The sequence below is a fragment of the Curtobacterium sp. 179-B 9B NHS genome (assembly GCF_045370965.1).
In the GTDB taxonomy this organism is placed as follows: Bacteria; Actinomycetota; Actinomycetes; order Actinomycetales; family Microbacteriaceae; genus Curtobacterium.
This window is the reverse complement of sequence record NZ_JBIQDQ010000011.1, coordinates 1-25,169: the sequence shown is the minus strand read 5'-3', so window position 1 is coordinate 25,169 and position 25,169 is coordinate 1. Positions and strand designations below refer to the sequence as shown.

The following is a 25,169-nucleotide window of genomic DNA, read 5'->3' as shown; positions in this document are numbered from 1 at the left end:
CATTTCTTCCGATGGTCATCCGCGCTCCTCCCGTGCCAAGATCGAGGTGTCATCGGGGGGAGACGACATGGCGAAGGTCCACGGCAACGATCCAACGGGGTACTCGTACGGCGACGCCGACGCACTGACGACCGCGGCGCGCAACCTGGCGTCCGCGATCAACGGACAGACTGCGACGCGTGCCGCTGCGGTGACGAGCGCGGGACGCGAGTTCCGCGGGTACTTCTCGCAGGTGTTCGCCGACAACGCCGGCATCGCCTCCCGCAGCGCGAGCAAGCTCTCGGACGCGCTGTCGTCCCTGGTCGGCTTCGTCGACGAGCTGCGCGAGGCGGCGAAGCAGGAGGACCGACGACGGGCCGACGCCAAGGCGTGGGAGGCACGGAAGCGCGAGCGCGAGGAGAACTTCTTCGTCGGTGCCGCGCACGAGGTGTCGACGTGGTTCGGCGCCGAGGACGACCCGAAGCCCCCGGAACCCGAGCCGGAGCCCCAGCTCCAGGCCGATGCGGTCTCGGTCCGCAGTCGCACGATCCCGGCGGGCGGTGGCGGCAGCGGGGGCACGTCGTCGGCGGTGCCGGCCGATCTCCGATCGTTCGCCTCGAGCACCCGTGGTGCCGACGACTCCCTGTCCGGCGCGGTGTCGTCGTTCCGCAACGCCCTGGCCGACTACGAGTCGGGGTGCAACACGTGCTGGGGCACGCTGCACGCACAGTCCCTCGTGACGGCGGTGCAGGACTGGCTCACGGACAACGGACACGACGCCTCGTGGGCGGACACGGTGGTCCGACCAACAAGGGCAATCCTGATGGGTTGCTCGAGAACAAACGACACCAGATGCGCGAGGCGCGCTACCAAGCAGCAGGAGGGGATCCGTATTGAGTGCTTCGAAGGACGTCCTGGAGGTCAGGGTCAGCGACGTCTTCAGTGTGAAGATTGACGACGATCGCGCCTATGTCGGTCAAGTTCTGCATGTCGGCGAGGGTGCGGTCTTCGTCGTTGTCTTCGACCACCTCGTTCGGCATCCGGTCGCGATCCCCGATGCGCTCGCCGCGCTGATGCACCCGCCGATCGTGGCCAGTTGGACCCACGACGCGCGATTCCGGCCGGGAATGTGGGAAGTGGTCACCCAGGCGCAGACCGACAATCGGCGGTATCTGCCCGCTTCCACCTGGGGGCTGCCAGAAACCGGGGGCGTCCGACTTACGAGCTTCGACGAGACGAGGACCCGCGCTGCGACCGCCGAAGAAGCCGCTACCATCCCTCCGAGAACGACGCGATCGCCCATGCTCATCGAGAAGTTCCTGATGATGGCTGCCGGTGTGGCACCCAGAAATCCCGCTCTCGAGAAGGTGCGCTGGGTGCCGATGCCATCATCGTCGGAACTCTTCCCGGACTGAGTTCGGCTTGCACCGGGGCCAGCGTCAACGTCTCGCGATCGCCTCGCCAATGGTACTGGAGAGGGCTTTCAAGGCTCACCACAGCATCGGTCGCTTGATGTTGAACAATGCGAGGAGCGTCTCCGACGTGTCCATCGGCGAAGTGTTCACGATTCCCGTCGACGACCAGCGCCGCTCGGCCGGCCAGGTCGTAAGCGAGTACATATCTGCTCTCTACGTCATCATCCTCGACCGAATCTTCGGAGCTGACGAGGACCCGTCGCTCAGACTCGACGATCTGACGGGGTCGGAACCGCTGTTTTCCCGGCTGATCTTCGACTCCCGATTTCGACCAGGAATGTGGGAGATGATCGGACACGCTGCCGCCGACTCTGAGCGGTATCTGCCTGCCTTCACCTACGGGGCTGCCGAACTCGATGGCGTCAAGATCACGAATTCAGCGGCTCCGAGGTTCGGCATGCGACAGAATCCGAGTCGAAGGAGATTCCCCGTCGCGCGATCGACTCGCCGCTGATCTTGGAGAAAGCCATCCAGGCACATCACGGCATCCGTCGCTGGCTTCCGGCTTTCGAAGAAGTTCGGCACCGACCGGGGATAGCGTCGGCGAAGCTGTTCGATTGATCGTGTATCTCGGCATCAGACCGGAGTTCTGACATGCAAGAAGTGTTCTTCCTCTCGTCCATGGACAGCCTGCGGTTCTCGTCCGTCTTCCGGTGCGAGGTCGAACGACCGGTCGAGCTCCCGAACGGTCGTCATGCGCTGATGGTCAGCTGCGATCCACCCGTCCACGGTCGGGAGCTCGGTCACCCGCTCGGCATCAGCGAGTTGTTGCTGTGGAGTCGGTTCGAGGACGAAGACCTCTGGACGTTCCCCGCCTTCCCGCACTTCGTGCAGATCTGTCTGCCTGACGTCGACCAGCCTGCCCATGACATGCCTGCGAGCATCGCCTGGGGTGAGATCTACAAGACTGAGGCGGACGCGCGGATGCACGAGCTGGCCGCTCAACCTTCTGAGCGAGCACGCACGAATCCGGACCGCCCGCGGAAGAGCGAACGATGAGCGAACTGGCCATCGAGGACGTCCCCCTGCTCCTCGTCGGAGAGACGATCGACGCCATCTGGGTCGACTACTCGCTCCGACTCCTGCTCTCGAACGGCGCCACCGTCATCCTCGAGTGTCCGTTCTCCCTTGGTGGGTCACCGGACACCGCAACGATGATCGATCCGGAGGGCGACAAGTCGGGGCTGGTGCCGGCTCTCCGCCTGCACACGCTCGTGGTCACCGAGGCGCACGCCACGGGCTCGACGCTGTCGATGACGTTCTCCGACGGCTCGCGTCTGACCGCCGGACCGCACCCCGAGTTCGAGTCGTGGCACTACATCGGACCGGAGACGCCCCCGACCAGGATCATCATCATGCCGGGCGGGGGCCCTGCCATCTGGCTTCACCACCCAGAGACCGAAAGCGGCCTTCTGTCCTTCCGGACACGGCCGTCGGACGAACACCTGCTCCCCGCGTTCCACGACGTCTTCACATCGCTGACCGTCCCACCGCTCCGGTGGCTCGTCACCGATCTCGACATCGTCGTGCGCTCGGGATCGACGGTGAACGTGCACGAGTGGGACCGTCGTCTCAGAGCAGCACCGCCACCTGGCCTGTGGTTCTCACACGACGAGATGCTGACGCTCGTCCGTGACAACGACCAGCTGATCGACGGCGAGTTCTTCGGCGTCCCGTTCGGCGCCGCGGCTGACCCGGCCCGGGCGGTCCTCCGCATCGACTTCTTCCACAGCGGCGAGGCCTCCGTGGTCCTGGATCCCTCGGTCATCGGCGTCTCGGAAGCGTTCGAGCGGCTGTTCGGTCCGGAGGTCGCGGTACCCTCGATCGGCACTCGAGACGCTGACCTCGCCGCGTACCGCGTCCAGTCGCTCCTGCTCGCGTTCCTCGACACGCTCCCCGCGCCGGGAGCGGCGGAACTCCGACAGCAGGCCGAGGCGGTGCGAGCCGTCCAGGAGACAGCTCCGAGGATCTGGGACGTCGTGCTCGCGGAGACACCCCGAGCCGACTTGCCCGACGGTCGTCTGCCGGGATCGCTGGCCTACCGCACGGACGAGGCACCGCTCGCGGGTGAAGTCCTCGTGTGGATGCTCGACGGCCGGATCGACTCCTTCGAGCTCCCGTGGTTCACGACGGAGATGCCGGCCGAACTCCCCCGGCCGGACCAGCTCATCCGCGCCGCGGACGAGGGCGACGGAGGTCACGGTGTCCGGTAGTCGGCACGGCCACAGCCGACACGCTCCGGCTGCTCCCCGCATCCTCGTGGAGGCATGACGTGACGACCTCCGGCACGAGCGTGCCACTGCTCCGCCTGACCCTCCCCAGACGCCTCGACGTCCCACCCGAGCCCACGAGATCCTGGACGCCGTGCCGGACGACGCGGACGTGCTCGGGTACGACGCCCCTGCCGCCGCGATCGCCCGCGCACTCCGCCGGAGCAGACGAGCGGGGACGCCCCGCGACGATGCCCTCGTGACGCCCCTCGACGAGCTCGGGCACGACCCGGTGCTGGTCCGGTAGGTCGACCTCGGCGACGAGGTCCTCACGGTCCTGCTCCGGGCGTCGGACGGCGCGTTCCTGTCCGCTACGGTCACCGACCGTACCGCCGGGGTCGAGACCATCAGCGCCGCTGAACTCGCGACGCTGCTCGCCGCGACCGCGGCACCCGGCGCGGACCGGGCCCTCGAACTCGTCCGACTCCTCGCGCCCGACGACCGCATCAGACTCGTCGAGCAGGGCGCTCGAACGACCGCGGAGACGTTCGCGACCAAGTACGGTCTGCCCGCCGAGCGGGGGTTCACGGTCCTCGACCTCGAGTCCTTCGTCGCCGCAGTGGCACGCTTCGACGCTGACGACCTCCCCTTCTGCGCTCTCGACGCTCCCGGAGTGGTCGCGACCGTCGCGTTCACACCGGACCGCGCCGCGGTCCTCGCGACGACGATCGCGCGACGTCTGCCGCACGACCAGGACGACGACCGACCCTGACCCAGGACGGCCGGGAGGCACGGTGCCAGCTGGCACCGTGCCTCCCGTCCGACGATCGTTCGCGTCTACCGCGCGCTCGTCGCGTCCGTCGGTTGCACCACCTCGGTGAGCCACGCGAGGATCCGTGCGTCGAACCAGTCGGCGTCGTGGTTCCAGAGCTTCGTGTGCCGCGCGGTCGTCTGCACCTCGAGCCGGACGATGTCCGGCCGGACCCGCGCCAGTTCGTGCGACGCCGATGACGGCACGAACCCGTCGTCGTCGCTGTGCAGGATGAGGATCGGCACGTCGAGCTCGTCAGCTCGGGCGACCATGTCGAGTTCCCGGAGGTCCACCGGGTGGTGCAGCCCGGCGACGTGGTGCAGCACGGGCGTCCGGAGGATGCGCTGGGCGACCTTGCGCACCGGGCGCGGGAGCTTCAGGACACGGCTCTGCGACTCGAGCACCGCGTGCCAGTCGACGACCGGCGACTCGAGCACGATCCCGTCGACGAGCCCGGCGAACCGCGACCGCACGAGGGTCTGCAGGACGACCGCACCGCCCATCGACCATCCCATGAGCACGACGCTCCGGGCCTGCTGCGCGGTGAGCCAGCGGAGCACGCCGTCGACGTCCTCCCACTCGGTGCTGCCGAGGCCGTAGCGTCCGTCCTCGCTGCGCGGGGCGACGCCGTCGTTCCGCCACGAGGCGAGGACGACCGAGTAGCCGGCGGCGCGGAAGACCGGGACGGCGCGGATGGTCTCGGCGCGGGTGACCCCGCGACCGTGCACGAGCACGGCCCAGGGCGCGTCGGGGTCGTCGGCGCGGACGACCCACGCCGGCGCGGCGCCGTTCGGTGTCGGGATGTCGACGTCCTCGACGGGCACGTCGAGCTCGCCTGGCGTGAGGTAGAACCACCCGCCCCAGCGCCCGCGCCGAGCCGCGGTCGGGTCGCCGGCGTCGATCGCGATGATGCGACGCGTGACCGTGGTGTCGGTGGTGCCGAGCACCTCACCGACGCGCAGGTGCCCGGTACCGCCGCCGAACCACAGGCTGTAGCGCCCCTGCAGCTCGGTGTCGGCGGTCCGTTCGAGCGTCACGGTCATCCGACCGGTGTCGACCGCGTGGATCGGGACACGCTCGACGCGCTTCCGGTCGGGCGTGACGACCGCTCGGGCGACGGCGGCGACGAAGCCGCCGATGACCGCGGTGGTGACCGCAGCGGCCGCGATGCCCGCGCCGAGCGCGACGACCCCGGCCGATCGTGCGGTCTCCTGGGCCACGTCCTCGGCGGGTCGCGCTGATCGGGACATGGTCCGGAGCCTAGTCTGCAAGCGTGTCCGAATCCCGAGAGCCCGAGGCCTTCGAACGCCTGCGCGCGTTCGTCGCACCGGGCCGGACCCGCACCGAGACGACCGTCACCGAGATCCCCTCGCCGTCACGCATCGCACCGCACTCGATCGCCCTCGCGGCGGACGTGTCGGGCGCCGTGCACGGCATCGACTCCGACCTCGGGACCGGCCGCTTCATCGCCCTGTACGACCCCGCAGAACCGGAGGGCTGGGGCGGCGCGTTCCGCGTCGTGACCTTCGCCCAGGCACCGCTCGAACCGGAGATCGGCGTCGACGAGTTCGTCGCCGACGTGACGTGGAGCTGGCTCGTCGACGCGCTCGCTGCCCACGGTGCGACGTACGACCGGGCGTCGGGCACGGCGACCAAGATCATCTCGCGCGGCTACGGCGACCTCGCGGCCCAGGGCGACGGCGCACAGCTCGAGCTCCGGGCCTCGTGGACGCCCCGCGACGAGGACCTGACCGCGCACGTCGAGGCCTGGGAGGAGATCGTCGCGATGCTCGCGGGGCTCCCTCCGGCGTCCGACGGCGTGACCCTGCTGGCTCCGAGGAGGACCACGAAGTGACCGACCCCGCCAGCCAGGCCCGCGACGCCGTGTCGGGCGCCTCGGCCGACCCCGCGTTCGAGGACGCGCACGCCACCGTGCGCGTGATCGAGGACCGCGACGAGTACCTGCAGGCGGTCGACGCGATCGCCGCCGGACACGGCCCGGTCGCGGTCGACGCGGAGCGTGCGAGCGGCTACCGGTACTCGCAGCGCGCCTACCTCATCCAGGTCTTCCGCCGCGGTGCGGGCGCCTTCCTGTTCGACCCGATCGCGATCGGTGACTTCGCGGAACTGCAGGCCGCGATCGTCGACGAGGAGTGGCTGTTCCACGCCGCCTCGCAGGACCTGCCCTGCCTGCAGGAGGTCGGCCTCGTCCCGACCCGCATCTTCGACACCGAGCTCGGTGCCCGCATCGCCGGGTTCCCCCGCGTCGGTCTCGGGGCGGTGGTCGAGCAGCTCCTCGGCATCACGCTCGCCAAGGCCCACTCCGCCGCCGACTGGTCGACGCGTCCGCTCCCCCAGGCCTGGCTCGTCTACGCCGCGCTCGACGTCGAGCTGCTCCCCGACCTGCGCGACGCCCTCGCCGCGGTGCTCGACGCCGCCGGCAAGTCGCGGATCGCCGCCGAGGAGTTCGCCGCCGTCCTGACCCGCGCCCCGAAGCCCCCGAAGGCCGAGCCGTGGCGCCGCCTGTCCGGCATGCACGCGCTCCGCGGCGCCCGGGCCCTCGCGATCGCCCGGTCGCTCTGGACCGCACGCGACGCCTACGCCCGCCAGGTCGACACCGCCCCGGGTCGCATCGTGCCCGACTCGGCGATCGTCGCCGCAGCGGCGGCGAACCCGACCTCGAAGGCCGAGCTGAGTGCCGTGAAGGCCTTCACCGGCCGGGCGAGCCGGTCGGAACTCGACCGCTGGTGGGCCGCCGTCGAGGAGGGGCGCACGACCGAGGACCTGCCGAAGCTCCGCGGCACCGGCGAGGCGACGCTCCCCCCGCCCCGCGCGTGGGCGGACCGCAACCCCGAGGCCGACCGCCGCTACAAGGCCGCTCGCGCCGCCGTCGTCGCGCGTGCCGAGGAGCTCGACGTCCCCGTCGAGAACCTGCTCACCCCGGAGACCCTCCGGGTGGTGTCCTGGGAACCGCCGACACCGATCGCGACCGAGACCGTCGGAGCCGCACTTGCCGGGCACGACGCCCGCCCGTGGCAGGTCGAGGAGACGGCGTCGATCATCGCGCACGCCTTTGTCGACGCCGCACAGCAGCCTGCTGCCGAGAGCAACACCGGCTCGTAGGAACACCCCAACCGGCATGCGCTCGCCCAGGCGGCGGGCATAGCGTCGGTACCGTCGCCGGGCTCGGCCCGGCCGGTCGGGGCGGAACGTGCCCCGACTCGATCGAAGAGGATCTGGAGGCCCGGATTGGCCAGAGCAGCAGACGTCGTGTTCGTGGACGGTGTGCGCACACCGTTCGGACGAGCCGGTGAGAAGGGGGTGTTCTGGAAGACCCGCGCCGACGACCTCGCGGTCCACGCGATGCGCGGTCTGCTCGACCGGAACAGCCAGCTCGACGGCGCGGCGGTCGACGACGTCGCCGTGGCCGCCACCACCCAGCAGGGCGACCAGGGCCTGACCCTCGGCCGCACGGTCGGCATGCTCGCCGGGCTGCCGAAGTCGGTCCCGGGCTACGCCATCGACCGCATGTGCGCCGGTGCGATGACGAGCGTCACCACGCTCGCCGGCGCGATCGCCTTCGGCGCTGCCGACGTCGCCATCGCCGGCGGGGTCGAGCACATGGGCCGCCACCCGATGGGCTTCGGCGCCGACGTGAACCCGCGCTTCGTCGCGGAGCGCATGGTCGCGACCGACGCGCTGGTCATGGGCAGCACCGCCGAGCGGCTGCACGACCGCTTCCCCGCCATCACGAAGGACCGCACGGACGCCTTCGCCGTCCAGTCGCAGCAGCGGTACGCCGCCGCGTGGGCTGCCGGCAAGCTGCAGCCCGACGTGGTCCCGGTCGAGGTGAACACCGGCGAGGGCTGGGACATCGTCACGGCGGACGAGCCGCCGCGTCCCGGCACCACCCTGGAGGCCCTGGCTGCGCTGCGCACACCGTTCCGGCCCCACGGACGGGTCACCGCCGGCAACGCGGCCGGTCTCAACGACGGCGCCACCATGAGCCTCCTCGCCTCCGAGGACGGCGCGAAGCAGCACGGCCTGCCGACGAAGATGCGCATGGTCTCGTTCGCCTTCGCGGGCGTCGAGCCGGAGGTGATGGGCGTCGGGCCCGTCCCCGCGACCGACAAGGCGCTCCGCAAGGCAGGGCTGACGATCGACGACATCGGGCTCTTCGAGATCAACGAGGCGTTCGCCGTCCAGGTGCTCGCCTTCCTCGACAACTACGGCATCGCCCAGGACTCCGCGAACGTCAACGCCTGGGGCGGCGCGATCGCCGTCGGGCACCCGCTCGCGTCGAGCGGCGTCCGGCTCATGAACCAGCTCGCGGCCCAGTTCGCCGAGCGACCGGACGTCCGGTACGGCATCACGACGATGTGCATCGGCCTCGGCCAGGGCGGCACCGTCATCTGGGAGAACCCGAACTTCAGCAAGAGCGCGGCACGGAAGGCGGCCTGACGATGACCACCACCCCGATCGACCAGCTGACCGAGCTCAGCGCCGACGAGGTCGTCACCCACTCGTACGTCAAGCACGTGCCGCTGCCGTCCGGCGGCACGCTCGCCCTCGTCACGCTCGACAACGGCAAGGACTACAAGCGCCCGTCGACGCTCGGTCCGCGCACCATGCGCGAGCTGTCCGACGTGCTCGACACGCTGCGCGCAGCGGCCTCCGCCGGGAGCATCCAGGCGGTCGCGATCACCGGCAAGGAGTACTGCTTCGCCGCCGGCGCCGACCTGTCGCAGGCGGCAGCGCTCCCCTCGCGCGAGGTCGCCCACGAGCTCGGCGCCCTCGGGCACGCGACGCTCCGCAAGCTCTCCGACCTCGGTGTGCCGTCGTTCGCGTTCGTGAACGGCATCGCGCTCGGTGGTGGGCTCGAGATCGCCCTGCACTGCACCTACCGCGTGTTCTCCTCGGCGGCGCAGGGCATCGGGCTGCCCGAGGTCTTCCTCGGCATCATTCCCGGCTGGGGTGGCGCCACGCTGCTCCCCCGCCTGATCGGTCCCGAGAAGGCGCTCCGCGTCATCGTGGAGAACCCGCTCAAGAACAACCGGCTCATGGACGGCAAGGCCGCCGTCGAGCTCGGCATCGGCGACGCGCTCATCCCCTCCGTGACCTTCCTGCCGTCCGCGGTCGCGTGGGCCGACGGGGTCGTCAGCGGCCGAACGAAGGTCAAGCGCGCGAACGAGCCCGGCATGCTCGAGAAGGCCGCCTGGGGCACCGTGGTCAAGGTGGCGCGACAGCAGGTGGCCTCGAAGATCGGCACCGTCCCGAAGTCGCCCTTCCGTGCGCTCGACCTCGTCGCCGCAGCGAAGTCGGGCTCGCTCGACGACCGCTTCGCCGACGAGGACGACGCCCTCGCCGACCTGCTCGCCGGGGACCAGTTCGCCGCGTCGATGTACGCGTTCGACCTCGTGCAGAAGCGCGCGAAGAAGCCCGTCGGCGCTCCCGAGGGCGTCGAGGCGAAGAAGATCACGAAGGTCGGCGTCCTCGGCGCCGGGCTGATGGCGTCGCAGTTCGCGCTGCTGTTCGCCCGCCGTCTCGGCGTCCCGGTCGTCATCACCGACGTCGACCAGGCCCGCGTGGACGCCGGGGTCGCGCGCATCGCCGGTGAGGTCGAGAAGCTCCGCGAGAAGGGCCGCATCTCCCCCGACGACGCGAACCGCATCACGGCGCTCGTCAGCGGGTCGGTGTCGTACGACGCGTTCGCCGACGCCGACTGGGTGATCGAGGCCGTCTTCGAGGAGATGTCGGTCAAGCAGGACGTCTTCCGGAAGATCGAGCAGGTCATCGCGCCCGACGCGATCCTCGCGACGAACACCTCGTCGTTGTCGGTCGACGAGATGGCGTCGGTGCTCGAGCACCCGGAGCGCCTCGTCGGCTTCCACTTCTTCAACCCGGTGGCCGTGATGCCGCTGCTCGAGGTGGTGCGGGCCGACAAGACCTCGGACGAAGCGCTCGTCACCGCACTCGCGGTCGCGAAGACCCTCAAGAAGACCGCGATCATCACCGCCGACCAGCCGGGCTTCGTCGTCAACCGCGTGCTCGCTCGGGTGCTCGGCGAGGCGATGCGCGGCGTCGAGGAGGGCACGCCCTTCGAGATCGTCGCCGAGGGTGCTGCGCCGCTCGGCCTGCCGATGTCGCCGTTCGAGCTGCTCGAGCTCGTCGGCCTGCCCGTCGGTGCGCACGTGCTCGACTCGCACCACGCGGCGTGGCCGGAGCGCTTCTACCCCGGTGACGGCCTGAAGCGGATCGCGGAGCACGGCACGATCCTGACCCGCGACAAGAAGGGCACCGTCACCGGGTACGACCCCGCCGCCGTGAAGCTCGTCGCACCGTCGAAGAAGGACGCGAAGCCGGTCGACGCGGCGACGATGCAGCAGCGGTTCGAGGACGCCCTGGCGGACGAGGTGCACCGCATGCTCGAGGACCACGTCGTCGAGCACGTCGAGGAGATCGACCTCGGTCTGATCCTCGGCGCCGGCTACCCGTTCCAGGCCGGTGGCATCAGCCCCTACCTCGACCGCTCCGGCGCCTCGGAGCGCGTCTTCGGCGGCACGTTCCACACCCCGGCGATCGTCGGCCCCGCCTCGCGCTAGCCGCCGGCTCGGCCACTCCGCACAACCGGAAGCACCTCGCGCCACGGGAACCCGTGGCGCGAGGTGCTTCCGGTTGTGCTGCGGCACGCCGAACCACGCGCCGGCAGGCCGGCACCGAACCACGCCCCGGCAGGACGAACGGTGCCGCGACTCGCGCCGGTGCCGCGCCGACCGACGCCGCACCAACCTCAGTGGTCGGCCGACTCCCGAGTCCGCGCCGGCTTCGCCTGGGGCAGCTTCGTGCCGACCACCTGGTCGATGACGTCCCGCGCGATCGCCTGCGCCGTGAGCCCCACGTCCGACAGGATCTGCGACCGCGAGGCGTGGTCGATGAACTCGTCCGGCAGCCCGAGCTCGTTCACCCCGGTGTCGACCCCGGCGGCACGCAGGTCCTGCCGCAGCCGGGTCCCGACTCCACCGACGCGGACGCCGTCCTCGATCGTGATGACGAGCCGGTGGTCGCGCGAGAGGTCGATGAGCGAGGTCGGGATCGGCACGACCCACCGGGGGTCGACGACCGTGACGCCGATGCCCTGCGATTCGAGCAGCCCGGCGGCTTCGAGGGCGACCGGCACCATCGAGCCGACGGCGACGAACAGGACGTCGGGTTCCTGCCCCTCGGACGGGTCCCGCAGGACGTCCACGCCGTCGTGCAGCCGACGGATCGCCGGGACGTCCGGTCCGACGGATCCCTTCGACCAGCGCAGCACCGTCGGGGCGTCGTCCACGGCGACGGCCTCGCGGAACTCCTCGCGCAGCGTCGCGGCATCGCGCGGTGCGGCGATGCGGATCCCGGGGACGACCTGCAGCAGCGCGAGGTCCCACATCCCGTGGTGCGACGGCCCGTCCGGCCCGGTGATGCCCGCGCGGTCGAGGACGAACGTCACGCCGGCACGATGGAGCGCGACGTCCATGAGCACCTGGTCGAACGCCCGGTTGAGGAAGGTCGCGTAGAGCGCCACGACGGGGTGCAGCCCGCCGTAGGCAAGACCCGCCGCGGTCGTCACGGCGTGCTGCTCCGCGATGCCGACGTCGATCACCCGGTCGGGGTGCTGCTCCTGGAAGCGGTGGAGCCCGGTCGGTCGCAGCATGGCCGCGGTGATCGCCACGATCCGCTCGTCGGCCGCACCGACCGATGCCAGCTCCGAGGCGAACACCGACGTCCACGAGGGCCCGGACGACACGTCGAGCGACTCCCCCGTCTCGGGGTCGATGTGCCCGACGGCGTGGAACTGGTCCGCCTGGTCGCGGAGCGCCGGCTCGAAGCCGTGGCCCTTCTCCGTGATCGCGTGCACGATGGTCGGCGCGCCGTAGGCCTTCGCCTGCCGGAGCGCCGCCTCGACGGCCCGCTGGTCGTGACCGTTGACCGGCCCGATGTACTTGATGTCGAGGTTCGAGTAGAGCGCCTCGTTGTTGGTGAACCGCGCCAGGAACCCGTGGAGTCCGCCACGGACCCCCCGGTAGAACGCACGACCCGGCGCACCGAACCGCGAGGCGACGGCCTGCGACTTCTCGAACAGCGCCCGGTACTCACGGCGGGTGCGCACCGAGCTGAGGAAGCGCGCCATGCCCCCGATCGTCGGCGCGTAGGACCGACCGTTGTCGTTGACCACGATCACCAGGCGGCGGTCGTTGCTGTCCGAGATGTTGTTGAGCGCCTCCCACGTCATCCCGCCCGTGAGGGCGCCGTCACCGACGACGGCCACGACGGTGCGGTCGTCCTGCCCGGTCTGCCGGAAGGCGCGGGAGATCCCGTCGGCCCAGGACAGCGACGAGGACGCGTGCGAGGACTCGACGATGTCGTGCTCCGACTCGCTCCGCTGCGGGTAGCCGGCCAGCCCGCCGCGCTCGCGCAGCTTCGAGAAGTCCTGCCGCCCGGTGACGAGCTTGTGCACGTAGGACTGGTGCCCGGTGTCGAAGACGAACGGGTCGTGCGGCGAGTCGAACACGCGGTGCATCGCGAGCGTCAGCTCGACGACCCCGAGGTTCGGTCCGAGGTGCCCGCCGGTCTTCGCGACCTCGGCGACGAGGAACCGTCGGATCTCGGCGGCGAGCTCCGTCATCTGTGCGTCGGACAGACGCCTGAGGTCGCGCGGCGACGTGATGCTGCTCAGCAGGCTCACGGGCGCTCCTTTCGTGGGGCAGGTCCCCACACTATCCGCGCGACCGGGACACGGACGGGAGGCGCGTGGCGGCCCCGCCACGCGCCTCCCGTCCGTCCGGTCGCACTCCGCAGAGCGCAACGAAGGCGGTGCCGCACAGCGCTGTGACGCTGCGCGGAACCGCCTCGGTTGCGTTTCGCGGGATGGATCAGACGAGCGAACGGAGCACGTACTGCAGGATGCCGCCGTTGCGGTAGTAGTCCGCCTCACCGGGGGTGTCGATGCGGACGACCGCGTCGAACTCGACCGTCTGCTTGCCGGCCGGCGAGTGCTCGCTCGGCTCCGCGGTGACGTGCACGGTCTTCGGCGTGCGGCCCTCGTTCAGCTCGGTGAGCCCCGAGATCGAGACGACCTCGGTGCCGTCGAGACCGAGCGACTCGACCGTCTCACCCGCCGGGAACTGCAGCGGGACGACACCCATGCCGATGAGGTTCGAGCGGTGGATGCGCTCGAAGCTCTCGGTGATGACCGCCTTGACGCCGAGCAGGTTCGTGCCCTTCGCCGCCCAGTCGCGCGACGAGCCGGAGCCGTACTCCTTGCCGCCGAAGATGACGAGGGGGATGCCCTGCTCCTGGTAGTGCTGCGAGGCGTCGTAGATGAACGACTGCTCGCCGTCGGGCGTCGTGAAGTCGCGGGTGTAGCCGCCCTCGACGCCGTCCAGCAGCTGGTTCCGCAGGCGGATGTTCGCGAACGTGCCGCGGATCATCACCTCGTGGTTGCCGCGGCGCGAGCCGTAGGAGTTGAAGTCCTTGCGGTCGACGCCGTGCTCGTCGAGGTACCGACCGGCCGGGCTGTCGGCCTTGATCGAACCGGCCGGGGAGATGTGGTCGGTCGTGACCGAGTCACCGAGCTTCGCGAGCACGCGGGCACCGGAGATGTCGGAGACCGCGTCGGGCTGCATCGTCATGCCCTCGAAGTACGGGGGCTTCCGGACGTAGGTCGACTCGGTGTCCCACTCGAACGTGTCGCCCGTCGGGGTCGGCAGGTTCTTCCAGCGGTCGTCGCCCTCGAACACGGAACCGTACTCGTGGGTGAACATCTCGGTGTCGATCGACGTGTCGATCACGTCCTGCACCTCGGCCGCGTCGGGCCAGATGTCCTGCAGGTAGACGTCGTTGCCGTCCTGGTCGGTGCCGAGGGCGTCCTTGTCGAAGTCGAAGTGCATCGACCCGGCCAGGGCGTACGCGATGACCAGCGGCGGCGAGGCCAGGTAGTTCATCTTCACGTCGGGGTTGATCCGGCCCTCGAAGTTGCGGTTGCCCGAGAGCACCGCGGTGACGGCGAGGTCGTTGTCCTGCACGGCCTGCGAGATCTCCTCGGGCAGCGGGCCCGAGTTGCCGATGCAGGTGGTGCAGCCGTAGCCGACCGTGTAGAAGCCGAGGTCCTCGAGGTAGCTGGTGAGCCCGGCCTTCTCGTAGTAGTCGGTGACGACCTTCGAGCCCGGCGCGAGGGTGGTCTTCACCCACGGCTTGGCCTTGAGGCCCTTCTTCGCGGCGTTCCGCGCGAGGATGCCGGCGGCCATCATCACCGACGGGTTCGACGTGTTCGTGCACGAGGTGATCGCGGCGATCGCGACGGCACCGTGGTCGATCGTGAACGTGTCGCCGTCGGCCACGGAGACCGACGTCGGCTTCGACACCGTGCCGGGCGCGCTCGAGGCGTGCACGGGGACCTCGGACGCGGGGGCGTCCTGCAGGTCGTCGACGGCGTGCTCGTCACCGGGCGCGGCGGCGACCGGGTCGGACGCCGGGAAGGTGTCCGCCACGGCCTTGTCCTCGTGCGTGTGGTCGATGCTCGCGTAGTTGGCGAGGTCGACCTCGAACTGGTCCTTGGCCTTCGACAGCTCGATGCGGTCCTGCGGGCGCTTCGGGCCGGAGATCGACGGGACGACCGTCGAGAGGTCGAGCTCCATGTACTCGGAGTACGCGGGCTCCACCGACGGGTCGTGCCACAGGCCCTGGGCCTTGGAGTACGCCTCGACCAGGGCGATCTGGTCCTCGGACCGGCCGGTCAGGCGCAGGTAGTCGAGCGTGACGGAGTCGACGGGGAAGATCGCGGCGGTGGAGCCGAACTCCGGCGACATGTTGCCGATGGTCGCGCGGTTCGCGAGCGGGACCTCGGAGACGCCCTCGCCGTAGAACTCGACGAACTTGCCCACGACGCCGTGCTTGCGGAGCTCCTGGGTGATGGTCAGCACCACGTCGGTCGCGGTGACGCCGGCGGGGATCGAACCGGACAGCTTGAAGCCGACGACCTTCGGGATGAGCATCGACACGGGCTGGCCGAGCATCGCTGCCTCGGCCTCGATGCCGCCGACGCCCCAGCCGAGCACGCCGAGGCCGTTCACCATGGTGGTGTGCGAGTCGGTGCCGACGAGGGTGTCCGGGTACGCGTAGAGCTCGCCGTCGAACTCGCGGGTGTACGTGACCTTCGCCAGGTACTCGATGTTGACCTGGTGCACGATGCCGGTGCCCGGCGGGACGACCTTGAAGTCCTCGAACGCGGTCTGGCCCCAGCGGAGGAACTGGTAGCGCTCCCCGTTGCGCTCGTACTCGAGGTCGGTGTTGCGCTGGAGGGCGTCCTCGCGGCCGAACAGGTCGGCGACGACGGAGTGGTCGATGACCATCTCGGCCGGCGAGAGCGGGTTGATCTTGTTCGGGTCGCCGCCGATCTGCGCCATCGCCTCGCGCATGGTGGCGAGGTCGACGATGCACGGGACGCCCGTGAAGTCCTGCATGACCACGCGGGCCGGCGAGAACTGGATCTCGGTGTCCGGCTCGGCCTCGGGCTTCCAGGAGCCGAGCGCGCGGATCTGCTCCTCGGTGACGTTCGCGCCGTCCTCGGTGCGGAGCAGGTTCTCGAGCAGCACCTTCAGGCTGTACGGGAGCTTCTCGTGCCCCGGCACCGTGTCGATCCGGTGGAACGCGTAGTCGACACCCCCAACCGAGAGCGTGTCCTTCGAGCCGAAGCTGTTGACTGCAGCCACTGTGCCGCCTCCCTACTGATCGGTGTGCCCTCATCATCGCGGGCGTCGGAACGTCCCACCAGCAAGGCAAACCTAATCCCGACGGTGCTGGCGCGCCCCCGGGAAACTGTCTCGATGTCGAGACAACTCTACACCGCGGCGGTGTCCTCCCGACGCACGAACACCGTGCGGACGAGCAACCACGTGACCCACAGCACGGCCGCGTAGAGCGGGACGCCGAGCACCAGCTTCACCGCGGCGAGGAGCTCGACCTGCGCGGTCAGGTACAGCGGTACCTCGACGGCCAGCCGGAGCGCGAAGAGCCCGACCCAGATCCACGTCGCCACCGTGAGCACCCGGCGCTTGGTGGGGTCGGCACGCCAGTCGACGTGGGAGCCGTCCTCGTCCGGCGGGAGCAGGAAGCCGACCACGACGCCGATCAGCGGCCACCGGATCGCCAGGGTGACGAGCAGCCCGACGAGCCACACCGAGTTGATGACGATGCCGGGGATGAAGTTCGTCTCGGCCCGGCCGGTGACCAGCGCCAGGACCGCCGAGACGACCACGCCGGCGATGCCCGCGAAGGACATCACGAGCGACTGCCGCTGCGCCAGACGGACCACCACGAACACGAGCCCGACGAGCACCGGGATCACGACGCTCGGCACGAGCTCCTTCGTGATCGCGTAGACGACGAGGAACGCGAAACCGGGCAGCACCGACTCGGCGAGCCCGCGCACGCCGCCGACCGCACCGAGCAGCGCACGGCCGGAGGGCGCCTCGCCCGGCGCGACCCGGGCGATGCCGGCGTTCTGCACCGCCGCGCGGAACTGCGCCGAGAACGACGGCACGACGTCCTCGTCGACGGAGTCGTCACCAGCCGTCCGGGCCGGGGCCCTCCGTCCAGCCGGGACGGCCGGTCCGGACGCGGTCGGACCCGCGCCCGCACCGGGCGTCGGCGGGCCCGCGACCGGGCCGGCCGGCACCGCACCCGCGGCCGTCCCGTCGACCGGAGCCGCGCCCTGGTCGCTCGCGTCCGCGGGACGGGGGGTCTCGTCGTGGTCCGGCACCGTGCCTCCAGGCCGTGTCGTGGGTCGTTCGTCGCGGACGGTCGTCAGACGGCGGTCTGCGTCGACTTGGGCATGTGCAGCGGGATGAGGTCGCGCGGCGGCATCGGCGTCGTGCCACGCACGACGACCACGCTGCGGAAGAGCTCCTCGATCTCTGCGGCGTCGTCCGGCTGTTCCGCGGCCTTGCCGGCGATCACGCCGCGCAGGAACCAGCGGGGGCCGTCGACACCGACGAAGCGTGCGGCGCGTGCACCGTCGGTCGCGCCGGAGCCGTCGACGACGACCGGCACGAGAGCGCGGAGCTCGGGACCGAAGGGGCCGTCGACCTCGTCCACGCGGCCGCCCTGCCGCTCGATCTGGTCGGCGATCTGCGCGCGGATCTCGTGCCACAGCCCGGTGGACCGGGGCGCGGCGAAGGGCTGGACCTGGAGCGTGGACTCGTCGTAGTCGAGCCCGACCGCGACGACGCGCTGCGAACCCTCCTCGACCTCGAGGCGCAGGTGCAGGCCCTCACGCGGGAGGACCTTCACGCCGCCCAGGTCGACGTACGGGCGGACCAGGTTCGCCTCGGTCTCGTCGTGCGGGCCGTTGTCGGCACGGTCGGCCGGAGCCGACTTGTCGGTCGGTGCGACCGCGTCCACCTCGTCGAGGTCGGCGTCGGCATCGGTCGCGATGTCGACCTCCGGCGTCGTCCCCGCGATCACGGCGTCGTCGGCGACGGCGTCCGCCACCTCGACCTCGTCACGCTTGCGTCGACCGAACTTCATGCGCCCAATCCTTCCTGGAAGTCGTCGGCGGCACCGTACAGTGCGCCGCTGCGGTGGTCACCGTAGCCCGAGGAGCCGAAGCCGCCCTCGCCGCGGACGCTGTCCGGCAGCTCCTCGACGCGGGTGTAGGTGACCCGCGGCACCGGCATGACGACCACCTGCGCGATGCGGTCCCCCACGTGCACCTCGTACGGCTCGGACGCATCGGTGTTGAGCAGGGCGACCTTGACCTCGCCCCGGTAGCCGGAGTCGACGGTACCGGGGGCGTTCACGATCGTGATGCCGTGCTTCGCCGCGAGGCCGCTCCGGGGCACCACGAAGGCGACGTGGCCGTCCGGCAGTGCGATCCGGAGCCCGGTGCCGACGAGACGGCGCTCCCCGGGCTGCAGCACGAAGGCCTCGGTCGAGACGAGGTCGGCTCCGGCATCACCGGGGTGGGCGTGGACGGGGGCGTTCTCCCCGGTCCAGAGCACGTCGACTGGTTCGGTCACGAGACGAGGGTAGTGCACGAGCGTGGTCGTTCCGTGACCGTTCCGTGACCTGCCCCGACTCGTGGTGGGATGGAGGGGTGACCGTGTACCGCGAACGACTCTGGGCCCCGCCCGCCCTCTACCTGGCGACGGCGCTCGTCATCCCCGCGAGCCTGCTCGTGTTCCTGCCGATCAGCGTCCTGGCCGGCGTCCTCGTGGCGATCGGCATGTACCTCGGCGTGGTCGTGCTGCTCTGGGCGCTCGCCCCGACGATCGAGGTCACCGACACCGAGTTCCGCGCCGGCCGTGCACACCTGCCGCGGACGCTCGTCGGCGAGGCCACTGCACACACCGGCGCCGAGGCCACGACCCAGCGCGGTCCGGCGCTCGACGCCCGCGCGTGGACGCTCTTCCGCGGGTACGTGCGCGGGGTCGTGCGCGTCGAGGTGACGGACCCGGCGGACCCGACGCCCTACTGGCTGGTCAGCGCGCGCAACCCGCAGGCCGTGGTGGACGCCCTGCGTTCCTGACGCTCCGGGCGCGCGGGCCGGGCGGCTCGCACCGCCCCCGCCCCGCCCGTTCCTTTCACAACGGGTGCAGGAGGAAGCGGTTCCGGGCACACCTGGTCGTTCCGGAAGACCGGGTACGCCCGATCCCCCCAGGTACGCCCGATCCGACCAGGTACGCCCGCTTCCGCCAGGTGCGCCCGCCCCCGCCAGGCACGCCCGCGCCCGCCCTGCGCCGCAACGCGGAACGGCCCGCCACCCACGAAGGGTGACGGGCCGTTCCGGTGGAGCTGCGACTCAGAGCGCCGCGCACTCCGCGCACACGGGGCCGAGCTTCGACTCGTGGTCGAGCTGCGAACGGTGCTTCACGAGGAAGCACTCGACGCAGGTGAACTCGTCCACCTGCGGCGGCAGCACGACGACGTCGAGGTCGACGTCGCTGAGGTCCTGTCCAGCGAGCTCGAAGCTGCCGGGGTTGTCCGAATCATCGTCGACGACCCCCGACATCTTGTCGGGAACGCGCTCCTTGAGGGCCTCGATCGACTCCGAGTCAGAGGATTCGTCGGTCTTCCTGGGGGCGTCGTAATCGGTGGCCATGCCCATCCGTTTCTCGTGTCGAGAGGTCGTCGCCGGTGATCGGCGGCGACAGTTTGCACCACGACCCGCGAGAGCGCAAACCGAACGCCGTGCGGGATCGTCAGGCCGTGCAACCCACTGTGGTGGTCGGACATTCCCGGCGGCCGGGAGCGGACGAGGACGGTGCGCGGGGCCGGCAGCGGACGAGGACCGTCCGCGGGCGTGCGGGAGTCGGCGGCACGCCCGTGCGCCTCCGCGGCAACGGGGATGCACCGCTGCATACTCCTGGGGTACGAGCACGACCGTACGCAACGCTCGGGAGGCGCAACCATGCAAGACGTGAGAGTCATCGGAGTCGAGTCCGGGGCACTCCTGCTCGCGACCGACGGCGGCACCGAGTACCGGTTGCCGGTCACCGCGTCGCTGACGAGCCAGGTCCGCCAGGCCAACCCCGACGCCGGCCCCCAGAAGCGCGTGTCGCCGAAGGACGTGCAGGCCCGCATCCGTGGTGGCGCCGACGCGGCCGACGTCGCAGCGGCGCTCGACGTCGACGTCGAGTACGTCCGGCGGTTCGAGGGTCCGGTGCTCGCCGAGCGCTCCTTCGTCCTCGACGCCGCACGACGTGTCCCGGTCACCCCGACCGACGCCGAGGCGCCCGACACCTTCGGCGAGGCCATCGAGGCCAAGCTCGAGGCCGGCGACGCGACCGGCGTCGCGTGGGCGTCGTGGAAGAACGCCGAGCAGGGGTGGCAGGTCCGGGTCCGCTACACCGCGTCCGAGGTCGAGCACGACGCGCAGTGGTCCTTCGACCCCAAGACGTCGACGCTCACGCCCGACAACGGCGACGCCCACCGTCTCTCCGACACCGACGACGAGGGCATCGCTCCGCGCCTGCGTGCGGTGGAGAACGACCACCACGACGCCGACGGCACGCGCTTCGACTCCGGTGCCTTCCGCGTCGAGCAGACCGAGGACGCGCCGGCCCCCGAGGCCCAGGAGCGTCCGCTCCGTGCGCCGCTCCCCCGCATCGGGGCCGCGCCCGTCGAGGAACGCTCGCCCGGCAACGAGACCGCCGACCTGCTCGAGGCACTCCGCCGTCGGCGCGGTGAGCGCGAGGCGGCATCCTTCACCGAACAGCAGGACGAGCCCCGCGGGACCTCCATCAGCGTCGTGGACGTCCCCCTCCAGGGCTGGGACTCGCCGGCCTCCGCCCCCGAGCGTGACGACCGTCCGGCATCGGCTCCCGAGACCGACGGCCGCTCCGAGCGCAAGAAGCGCAACCGCCGGTCGATGCCGAGCTGGGACGAGATCGTCTTCGGCACCCGCCCGGAGGACCCCGCCTGATCCAGCCTCCTCGGTCCGGTCCGTCCGGCCTGGAGGCCCGGTGCAGCCCCGCCACGCTCGTCGCGTCGCGGGGCTGCTCGCGTTCCCGCCCGGGTCAGCCCGCGAAGGCGCCCGCCAGCCGCAGGGGCACGAAGACCTCGTCGTCCGTCATGGCACCGTGCTGCCCGATCATCCGCTTCGGCTCCTTGCGCGGGTCGAGGTCGCGGTCGTCGTTGAAGGCCCACGACCCCCTCGCGACCACGACGACGTCCCCGATGCGCGGGAGCACGCGGTCGTCCACGGCACCGAACCACCCGGCGGCCACGGCCTCGTCGCGGCTGGCGACGTACGCCTTCTTGCCGTAGCGGGTGCGCCAGGCCTCGACCAGCGCCGGGACGTCGGTGCCGGGGCGCACGGCCAGCTGACGGCAGCGGGGGTCCCCGGCGATCCCCACGACGTCCACGAGGAGCGCGGGGTCCATCGCGATGTTCGCCTCGGCCGGCACGTCGAGCACGCCGTGGTCGGCCGTCACGAGGATGCCCACGTCGGCGGCGCCGCGGGTCGCGAGCCGGGCGAGCTCGCCGTCGAGTGACTCGAGCGCCGCGGTCCAGCGGTCGGACTCCCACCCGTGCTTGTGCCCGATCGAGTCGAGCTCCGGCACGTAGAGGTAGACGAGCGATCGGCCGGACGCCGTCGCCGCCAGTGCGGCGTCGACCCGCTGCGCGATGCTGTCGGCTGCGGTGTACCGGGCACCGCCGAGCACGTTCGCGGTCATCCCCGAGGACTCGTAGCGGGCCGGACCGACCACCACGGGCTCGATGCCGAGCGCGCTGGCCTCGGTGAAGACGGTGTCGGCGAGCAGCCAGCCCGTCGGCACCTCGGAGTCCCAGCCGGACAGCAGGTTGACCACCCGCTCGCCCTCGGGCTCCCACCCGCTGTAGCCGACCACGCCGTGCGTGCCGGGCGAGCGGCCGGTCGTCAGGGTGCTGAGCGCCGCGGCGGTCGTCGTCGGGAACCCGCTGCGCAGGCGCTTGAGGGTGCCGCCGCCGGTGGCGGCGGTGAGCCAGCGGGCGTGCCCGGCGCGGGCCGACAGGGCGGACGACCCGAGGCCGTCGACCAGCACGACGACGACCGAGCGGGCAGGACGGAGGGTGATCCGTGCCTCCCGGCCGGTGGTGCGCAACCACGTGTCGTCGGCGGCGCCGAGCGCGACGAGGCAACTCGGCAGCACGTCGGCGAGGTTCGCGGTGGTGTCTGGGGCGCTCGGTACGCTGGGGGGCACCCCACGATCCTCCCAGAAAGGTCCCATGGCACGCACGGAAGCAGTCGGCCTGCCCGACGGTGAGCGCATCGAGGACGTCGACGTCTCCGAGGAGATGCAGGGTTCGTTCCTCGAGTACGCGTACTCCGTCATCTACTCGCGGGCCCTGCCGGACGCGCGCGACGGCCTCAAGCCGGTGCAGCGACGCATCCTCTACCAGATGGCGGAGATGGGGCTCCGACCGGACCGTGGGCACGTGAAGAGCGCCCGCGTCACCGGCGAGGTGATGGGCAAGCTGCACCCGCACGGCGACGGCGCGATCTACGACGCCCTCGTGCGCCTGGCGCAGCCGTTCACGATGCGTGTGCCGCTGGTCGACGGGCACGGCAACTTCGGGTCGCTCGACGACGGCCCCGCGGCCGCCCGGTACACCGAGGCCCGTCTGGCCGAGCCGTCGATGGCGATGACGGAGGGCCTGGGCGAGGACGTCGTCGACTTCGTCCCGAACTACGACAACCAGATCATGCAGCCGGGCGTGCTGCCGGCGGCGTTCCCGAACCTGCTCGTCAACGGCGCCTCAGGCATCGCGGTCGGCATGGCGACGAACATGGCGCCGCACAACCTGGGCGAGGTGGTCGAGGCCGCGAAGCACCTGCTCCTGAACCCGACGGCGACCCTCGAGGAACTGATGGAGTTCGTGCCGGGCCCGGACCTGCCGTCCGGTGGCACGATCGTCGGGCTCTCCGGAGTGCGCGACGCCTACGCGACGGGCCGCGGCTCGTTCCGCACCCGGGCGAAGGTGTCCGTCGAGAACCTCACGCCGCGCAAGGTCGGCCTCGTCGTCACGGAGCTGCCGTACCTGGTCGGCCCCGAACGCGTGATCGAGAAGATCAAGGACGGCGTCCAGGCGAAGAAGCTCGTCGGCATCTCCGACGTCAACGACCTGACGGACCGGAACCACGGGCTGCGGCTGGTCATCGGCATCAAGTCCGGCTTCAACCCGACGGCCGTGCTCGAGCAGCTCTACAAGCACACCCCGCTCGAGGACGGCTTCGGCATCAACAACGTCGCGCTCGTGCAGGGATCACCGCGCACGCTCGGCCTGCGCGAACTGCTCGACGTCTACGTGCAGCACCGGCTCGACGTGGTCACCCGGCGCTCCCGGTACCGGCTCGCCCGTCGGAAGGAACGGCTGCACCTCGTCGAGGGTCTGCTCATCGCGATCCTCGACATCGACGAGGTCATCGAGGTCATCCGCTCGTCCGACGACTCCGAGGCCGCACGGACGAAGCTGCAGGACGTCTTCGACCTGTCCGAGGTGCAGGCCGAGTACATCCTCGAGCTGCGTCTGCGGCGCCTGACGAAGTTCTCGCGCCTCGAGCTCGAGGGCGAGCGCGACCAGCTCCTCGCAGACATCGCCGCGCTCGAGGAACTGCTGGCGTCCGATGCCCGGCTCCGTGCCCAGGTTGCGGTCGAACTGACCGAGGTCTCCGACCGGTTCGCCACGCCGCGCCGCACCCTGCTCACCGAGGCGGATGCCCCGGTGCGCGGTGGTCGCAAGGCTGCGGTCGACCCCGAGTCGCTGCAGATCGCCGACGCTCCGTGCCGTGTGCTGCTCTCCACGACCGGTCGACTCGTGCGGGTGGACATCCCCTCCTCGGACCTCGGGATCGTGCGGGTGCCGAAGCGGTCGAAGCACGACGCGGTCCGCTCGACCGTCGTCTCCACCGTCCGTGGGCAGGTCGGTGCACTGACCTCGACCGGCCGCGTGCTGCGGTTCTCCCCCGTCGACGTCCCCGCGGTGCCGCCGGCGTCCGTCCGGCTCGACGCCGGCGTGCGGGTGTCCGACTACCTCGGGATCGCTCGCACCGAGTCCGTCGTCGCGCTCGTCGACCTGTCCGCAGGGGCGGGCGACTCGCTCGCCATCGGTACCGCGCAGGGCGTCGTGAAGCGCGTCGCCACCGGCGCATGGCCGGACAAGGACGAGTTCGTCGCCATCGGGCTGAAGCCGAAGGACACCGTCGTCGGGGCCGCGCAGGCGCCCGAGTCGGACGACCTCGTGTTCATCACGTCGAACGCGCAGCTGCTGCGGTTCCCGGCTTCGGGCGTCCGGCCGCAGGGGCTGCCCGCGGGCGGCGTCGCCGGGGTCTCCCTGGCTTCCGGCGCATCGGTGATCTGGTTCGGGTCCGTGGCGCTGTCCGAGGACGCGGTGGTCGCCACCGTGTCGACGGCGTCGGGGGCGCTGCCCGGAACGGACCCCGGACGGGCGAAGGTCTCGGCGTTCTCGGAGTTCCCCGCGAAGGGACGTGCTACGCAGGGAGTGCGGGCGCACGCGTTCCTCAAGGGCGAGGACGGTCTGACCGTGGCGTGGGCCGGCATCGCGCCGCCGCACGCCGTCGGGTCGGACGGAGCCGCGCGGACCCTGCCCGACTGGCTGTCGAAGCGCGACGGGTCGGGAGCGCCGCTCGAGGCCGTGATCGGCTCGATCGGCGGCAGCGCAGCAGCCCTGGACGGTACCGCGGGCGAGGCGTAGGCGGGGTCCCGCCCGCCGCTGCGCGCGAGTGTGCGGCCGCCGTGTTCCCGCCTTGGTCGCACGACTTGCCGTCCCGCGCCGCTGGTGCCGACGTGTCGTGCGACCTGAGCGTCGGCACGCGGCGTGTCACGCGCCCGGAGGGTCGACCTGACGGCCGGGAGGCGCGGTGGCCGTCATCGCCTCGCCTCCCGTCCGCCAGCTGGTCCCTCGAGACGCCCGGGACGCCGCGAGACGCCGTGGGATCCACGAGACGAGGCCGAGTTCGCGAGACGCCGCCGGATCCGGCGGCGTCTCGGCACGACGACGGCGTCTCGTCCGGCCGGCGGTGTCTCGGCCAGACAGCAGAGGGCGAGAACCGTCGGCCAGCGCGAGTCTCGGGCCGTGCGCCGCCGCCAGGCGCCGCTTCGCGCTGCGGCCGTGCGCCGCCGCTGAGCGCCACTTCGCGCTGCCGCTGGGCGC

21 protein-coding genes are annotated in these 25,169 nt (G+C 71.1%); 13 read left to right on the top strand and 8 right to left on the bottom strand.

Features of this window, described 5'->3' with window-relative positions:
- Positions 1–67: 67 nt before the first annotated feature.
- The 6 genes from ACH0A8_RS10670 (at position 68) to ACH0A8_RS10645 (ending at position 3,971) form a co-directional block, all read left to right on the top strand.
- Positions 68–934 (top strand): hypothetical protein, encoded by an 867-nt coding sequence (locus tag ACH0A8_RS10670; protein WP_406907182.1) that lies wholly within the window; start codon positions 68–70, stop codon positions 932–934.
- Positions 873–1,394: a hypothetical protein gene (locus tag ACH0A8_RS10665; RefSeq protein WP_066654081.1), complete on the top strand. Its 522-nt coding sequence runs from the start codon at positions 873–875 to the stop codon at positions 1,392–1,394. The genes ACH0A8_RS10670 and ACH0A8_RS10665 overlap by 62 nt, the downstream gene beginning before the upstream one ends.
- A 97-nt stretch (positions 1,395–1,491) precedes the next feature.
- Entirely contained in the window at positions 1,492–1,908 is a 417-nt protein-coding gene (locus tag ACH0A8_RS10660) for an Imm26 family immunity protein (RefSeq protein WP_285844895.1), read from the top strand.
- A 140-nt stretch (positions 1,909–2,048) separates the two neighbouring features.
- Entirely contained in the window at positions 2,049–2,453 is a 405-nt protein-coding gene (locus ACH0A8_RS10655) for a hypothetical protein (protein ID WP_406907181.1), read from the top strand.
- On the top strand, positions 2,450–3,667 hold the full coding sequence (locus ACH0A8_RS10650; protein WP_251161059.1) for a DUF6188 family protein: 1,218 nt from the start codon (positions 2,450–2,452) through the stop codon (positions 3,665–3,667). The genes ACH0A8_RS10655 and ACH0A8_RS10650 overlap by 4 nt, the downstream gene beginning before the upstream one ends.
- Before the next feature lie 151 nt (positions 3,668–3,818).
- Positions 3,819–3,971: a hypothetical protein gene (locus ACH0A8_RS10645; protein WP_158407750.1), complete on the top strand. Its 153-nt coding sequence runs from the start codon at positions 3,819–3,821 to the stop codon at positions 3,969–3,971.
- Positions 3,972–4,501: 530 nt separating this feature from the next.
- Here ACH0A8_RS10645 and ACH0A8_RS10640 read toward each other — a convergent pair.
- Positions 4,502–5,725 carry an alpha/beta fold hydrolase gene (locus ACH0A8_RS10640; protein WP_311205347.1) on the bottom strand — a complete coding sequence of 408 codons (1,224 nt, stop codon included), beginning with the start codon at positions 5,723–5,725 and terminating at the stop codon, positions 4,502–4,504.
- A gap of 23 nt (positions 5,726–5,748) precedes the next feature.
- Here ACH0A8_RS10640 and ACH0A8_RS10635 point away from each other — a divergent pair, with 23 nt between their 5' ends.
- The 4 genes from ACH0A8_RS10635 to ACH0A8_RS10620 all read left to right on the top strand — a co-directional run bounded on the left by ACH0A8_RS10635 (position 5,749) and on the right by ACH0A8_RS10620 (position 11,077).
- On the top strand, positions 5,749–6,330 hold the full coding sequence (locus ACH0A8_RS10635) for a DUF3000 domain-containing protein (RefSeq protein WP_066654075.1): 582 nt from the start codon (positions 5,749–5,751) through the stop codon (positions 6,328–6,330).
- 29 nt (positions 6,331–6,359) lie between these two features.
- The gene (locus ACH0A8_RS10630; RefSeq protein ID WP_374109574.1) at positions 6,360–7,598 is read left to right on the top strand and encodes an HRDC domain-containing protein; all 1,239 of its coding nucleotides are present in this window, start codon (positions 6,360–6,362) and stop codon (positions 7,596–7,598) included.
- 126 nt (positions 7,599–7,724) lie between these two features.
- Positions 7,725–8,936 (top strand): thiolase family protein, encoded by a 1,212-nt coding sequence (locus tag ACH0A8_RS10625; protein ID WP_081984825.1) that lies wholly within the window; start codon positions 7,725–7,727, stop codon positions 8,934–8,936.
- 2 nt (positions 8,937–8,938) lie between these two features.
- On the top strand, positions 8,939–11,077 hold the full coding sequence (locus ACH0A8_RS10620) for a 3-hydroxyacyl-CoA dehydrogenase NAD-binding domain-containing protein (RefSeq protein ID WP_406907180.1): 2,139 nt from the start codon (positions 8,939–8,941) through the stop codon (positions 11,075–11,077).
- A 188-nt stretch (positions 11,078–11,265) separates the two neighbouring features.
- Here ACH0A8_RS10620 and dxs read toward each other — a convergent pair whose 3' ends face one another.
- From dxs to dut, 5 genes are all read right to left on the bottom strand, one after another.
- Positions 11,266–13,200 carry a 1-deoxy-D-xylulose-5-phosphate synthase gene (gene dxs, locus ACH0A8_RS10615; protein ID WP_271826546.1) on the bottom strand — a complete coding sequence of 645 codons (1,935 nt, stop codon included), beginning with the start codon at positions 13,198–13,200 and terminating at the stop codon, positions 11,266–11,268.
- A gap of 187 nt (positions 13,201–13,387) precedes the next feature.
- Positions 13,388–16,225, bottom strand: coding sequence for an aconitate hydratase (locus ACH0A8_RS10610; protein ID WP_066654071.1), 2,838 nt, complete (start codon positions 16,223–16,225; stop codon positions 13,388–13,390).
- 128 nt (positions 16,226–16,353) lie between these two features.
- Positions 16,354–17,055, bottom strand: coding sequence for a DUF3159 domain-containing protein (locus ACH0A8_RS10605; protein ID WP_209682836.1), 702 nt, complete (start codon positions 17,053–17,055; stop codon positions 16,354–16,356).
- 263 nt (positions 17,056–17,318) lie between these two features.
- Positions 17,319–18,041 carry a DUF3710 domain-containing protein gene (locus ACH0A8_RS10600; RefSeq protein ID WP_235426579.1) on the bottom strand — a complete coding sequence of 241 codons (723 nt, stop codon included), beginning with the start codon at positions 18,039–18,041 and terminating at the stop codon, positions 17,319–17,321.
- Entirely contained in the window at positions 18,038–18,532 is a 495-nt protein-coding gene (gene dut, locus ACH0A8_RS10595) for a dUTP diphosphatase (protein WP_406907179.1), read from the bottom strand. Before dut ends, ACH0A8_RS10600 begins: the two co-directional genes overlap by 4 nt.
- A 77-nt stretch (positions 18,533–18,609) precedes the next feature.
- Between dut and ACH0A8_RS10590 the strand changes: the two genes are divergently transcribed.
- Positions 18,610–19,041, top strand: a complete 432-nt coding sequence (locus ACH0A8_RS10590) for a DUF3093 domain-containing protein (protein ID WP_066654067.1) — start codon at positions 18,610–18,612, stop codon at positions 19,039–19,041.
- 273 nt (positions 19,042–19,314) lie between these two features.
- On the opposite strand, the gene ACH0A8_RS10585 is transcribed toward ACH0A8_RS10590, so the two are convergent.
- Complete coding sequence (locus tag ACH0A8_RS10585; protein WP_066658128.1) at positions 19,315–19,614, bottom strand: DUF4193 domain-containing protein; 300 nt, start codon at positions 19,612–19,614, stop codon at positions 19,315–19,317.
- Positions 19,615–19,932: 318 nt separating this feature from the next.
- Here ACH0A8_RS10585 and sepH point away from each other — a divergent pair, with 318 nt between their 5' ends.
- Positions 19,933–20,937 carry a septation protein SepH gene (gene sepH, locus ACH0A8_RS10580; RefSeq protein ID WP_251161065.1) on the top strand — a complete coding sequence of 335 codons (1,005 nt, stop codon included), beginning with the start codon at positions 19,933–19,935 and terminating at the stop codon, positions 20,935–20,937.
- Positions 20,938–21,031: 94 nt separating this feature from the next.
- Here the strand turns inward: sepH and ACH0A8_RS10575 are convergent, their stop codons facing one another.
- The gene (locus tag ACH0A8_RS10575; protein WP_251161066.1) at positions 21,032–22,198 is read right to left on the bottom strand and encodes an alkaline phosphatase family protein; all 1,167 of its coding nucleotides are present in this window, start codon (positions 22,196–22,198) and stop codon (positions 21,032–21,034) included.
- A 25-nt stretch (positions 22,199–22,223) separates the two neighbouring features.
- Between ACH0A8_RS10575 and ACH0A8_RS10570 the strand changes: the two genes are divergently transcribed.
- Positions 22,224–24,710 (top strand): DNA topoisomerase (ATP-hydrolyzing) subunit A, encoded by a 2,487-nt coding sequence (locus tag ACH0A8_RS10570; RefSeq protein ID WP_251161067.1) that lies wholly within the window; start codon positions 22,224–22,226, stop codon positions 24,708–24,710.
- The last annotated feature ends 459 nt before the right edge of the window (positions 24,711–25,169 follow it).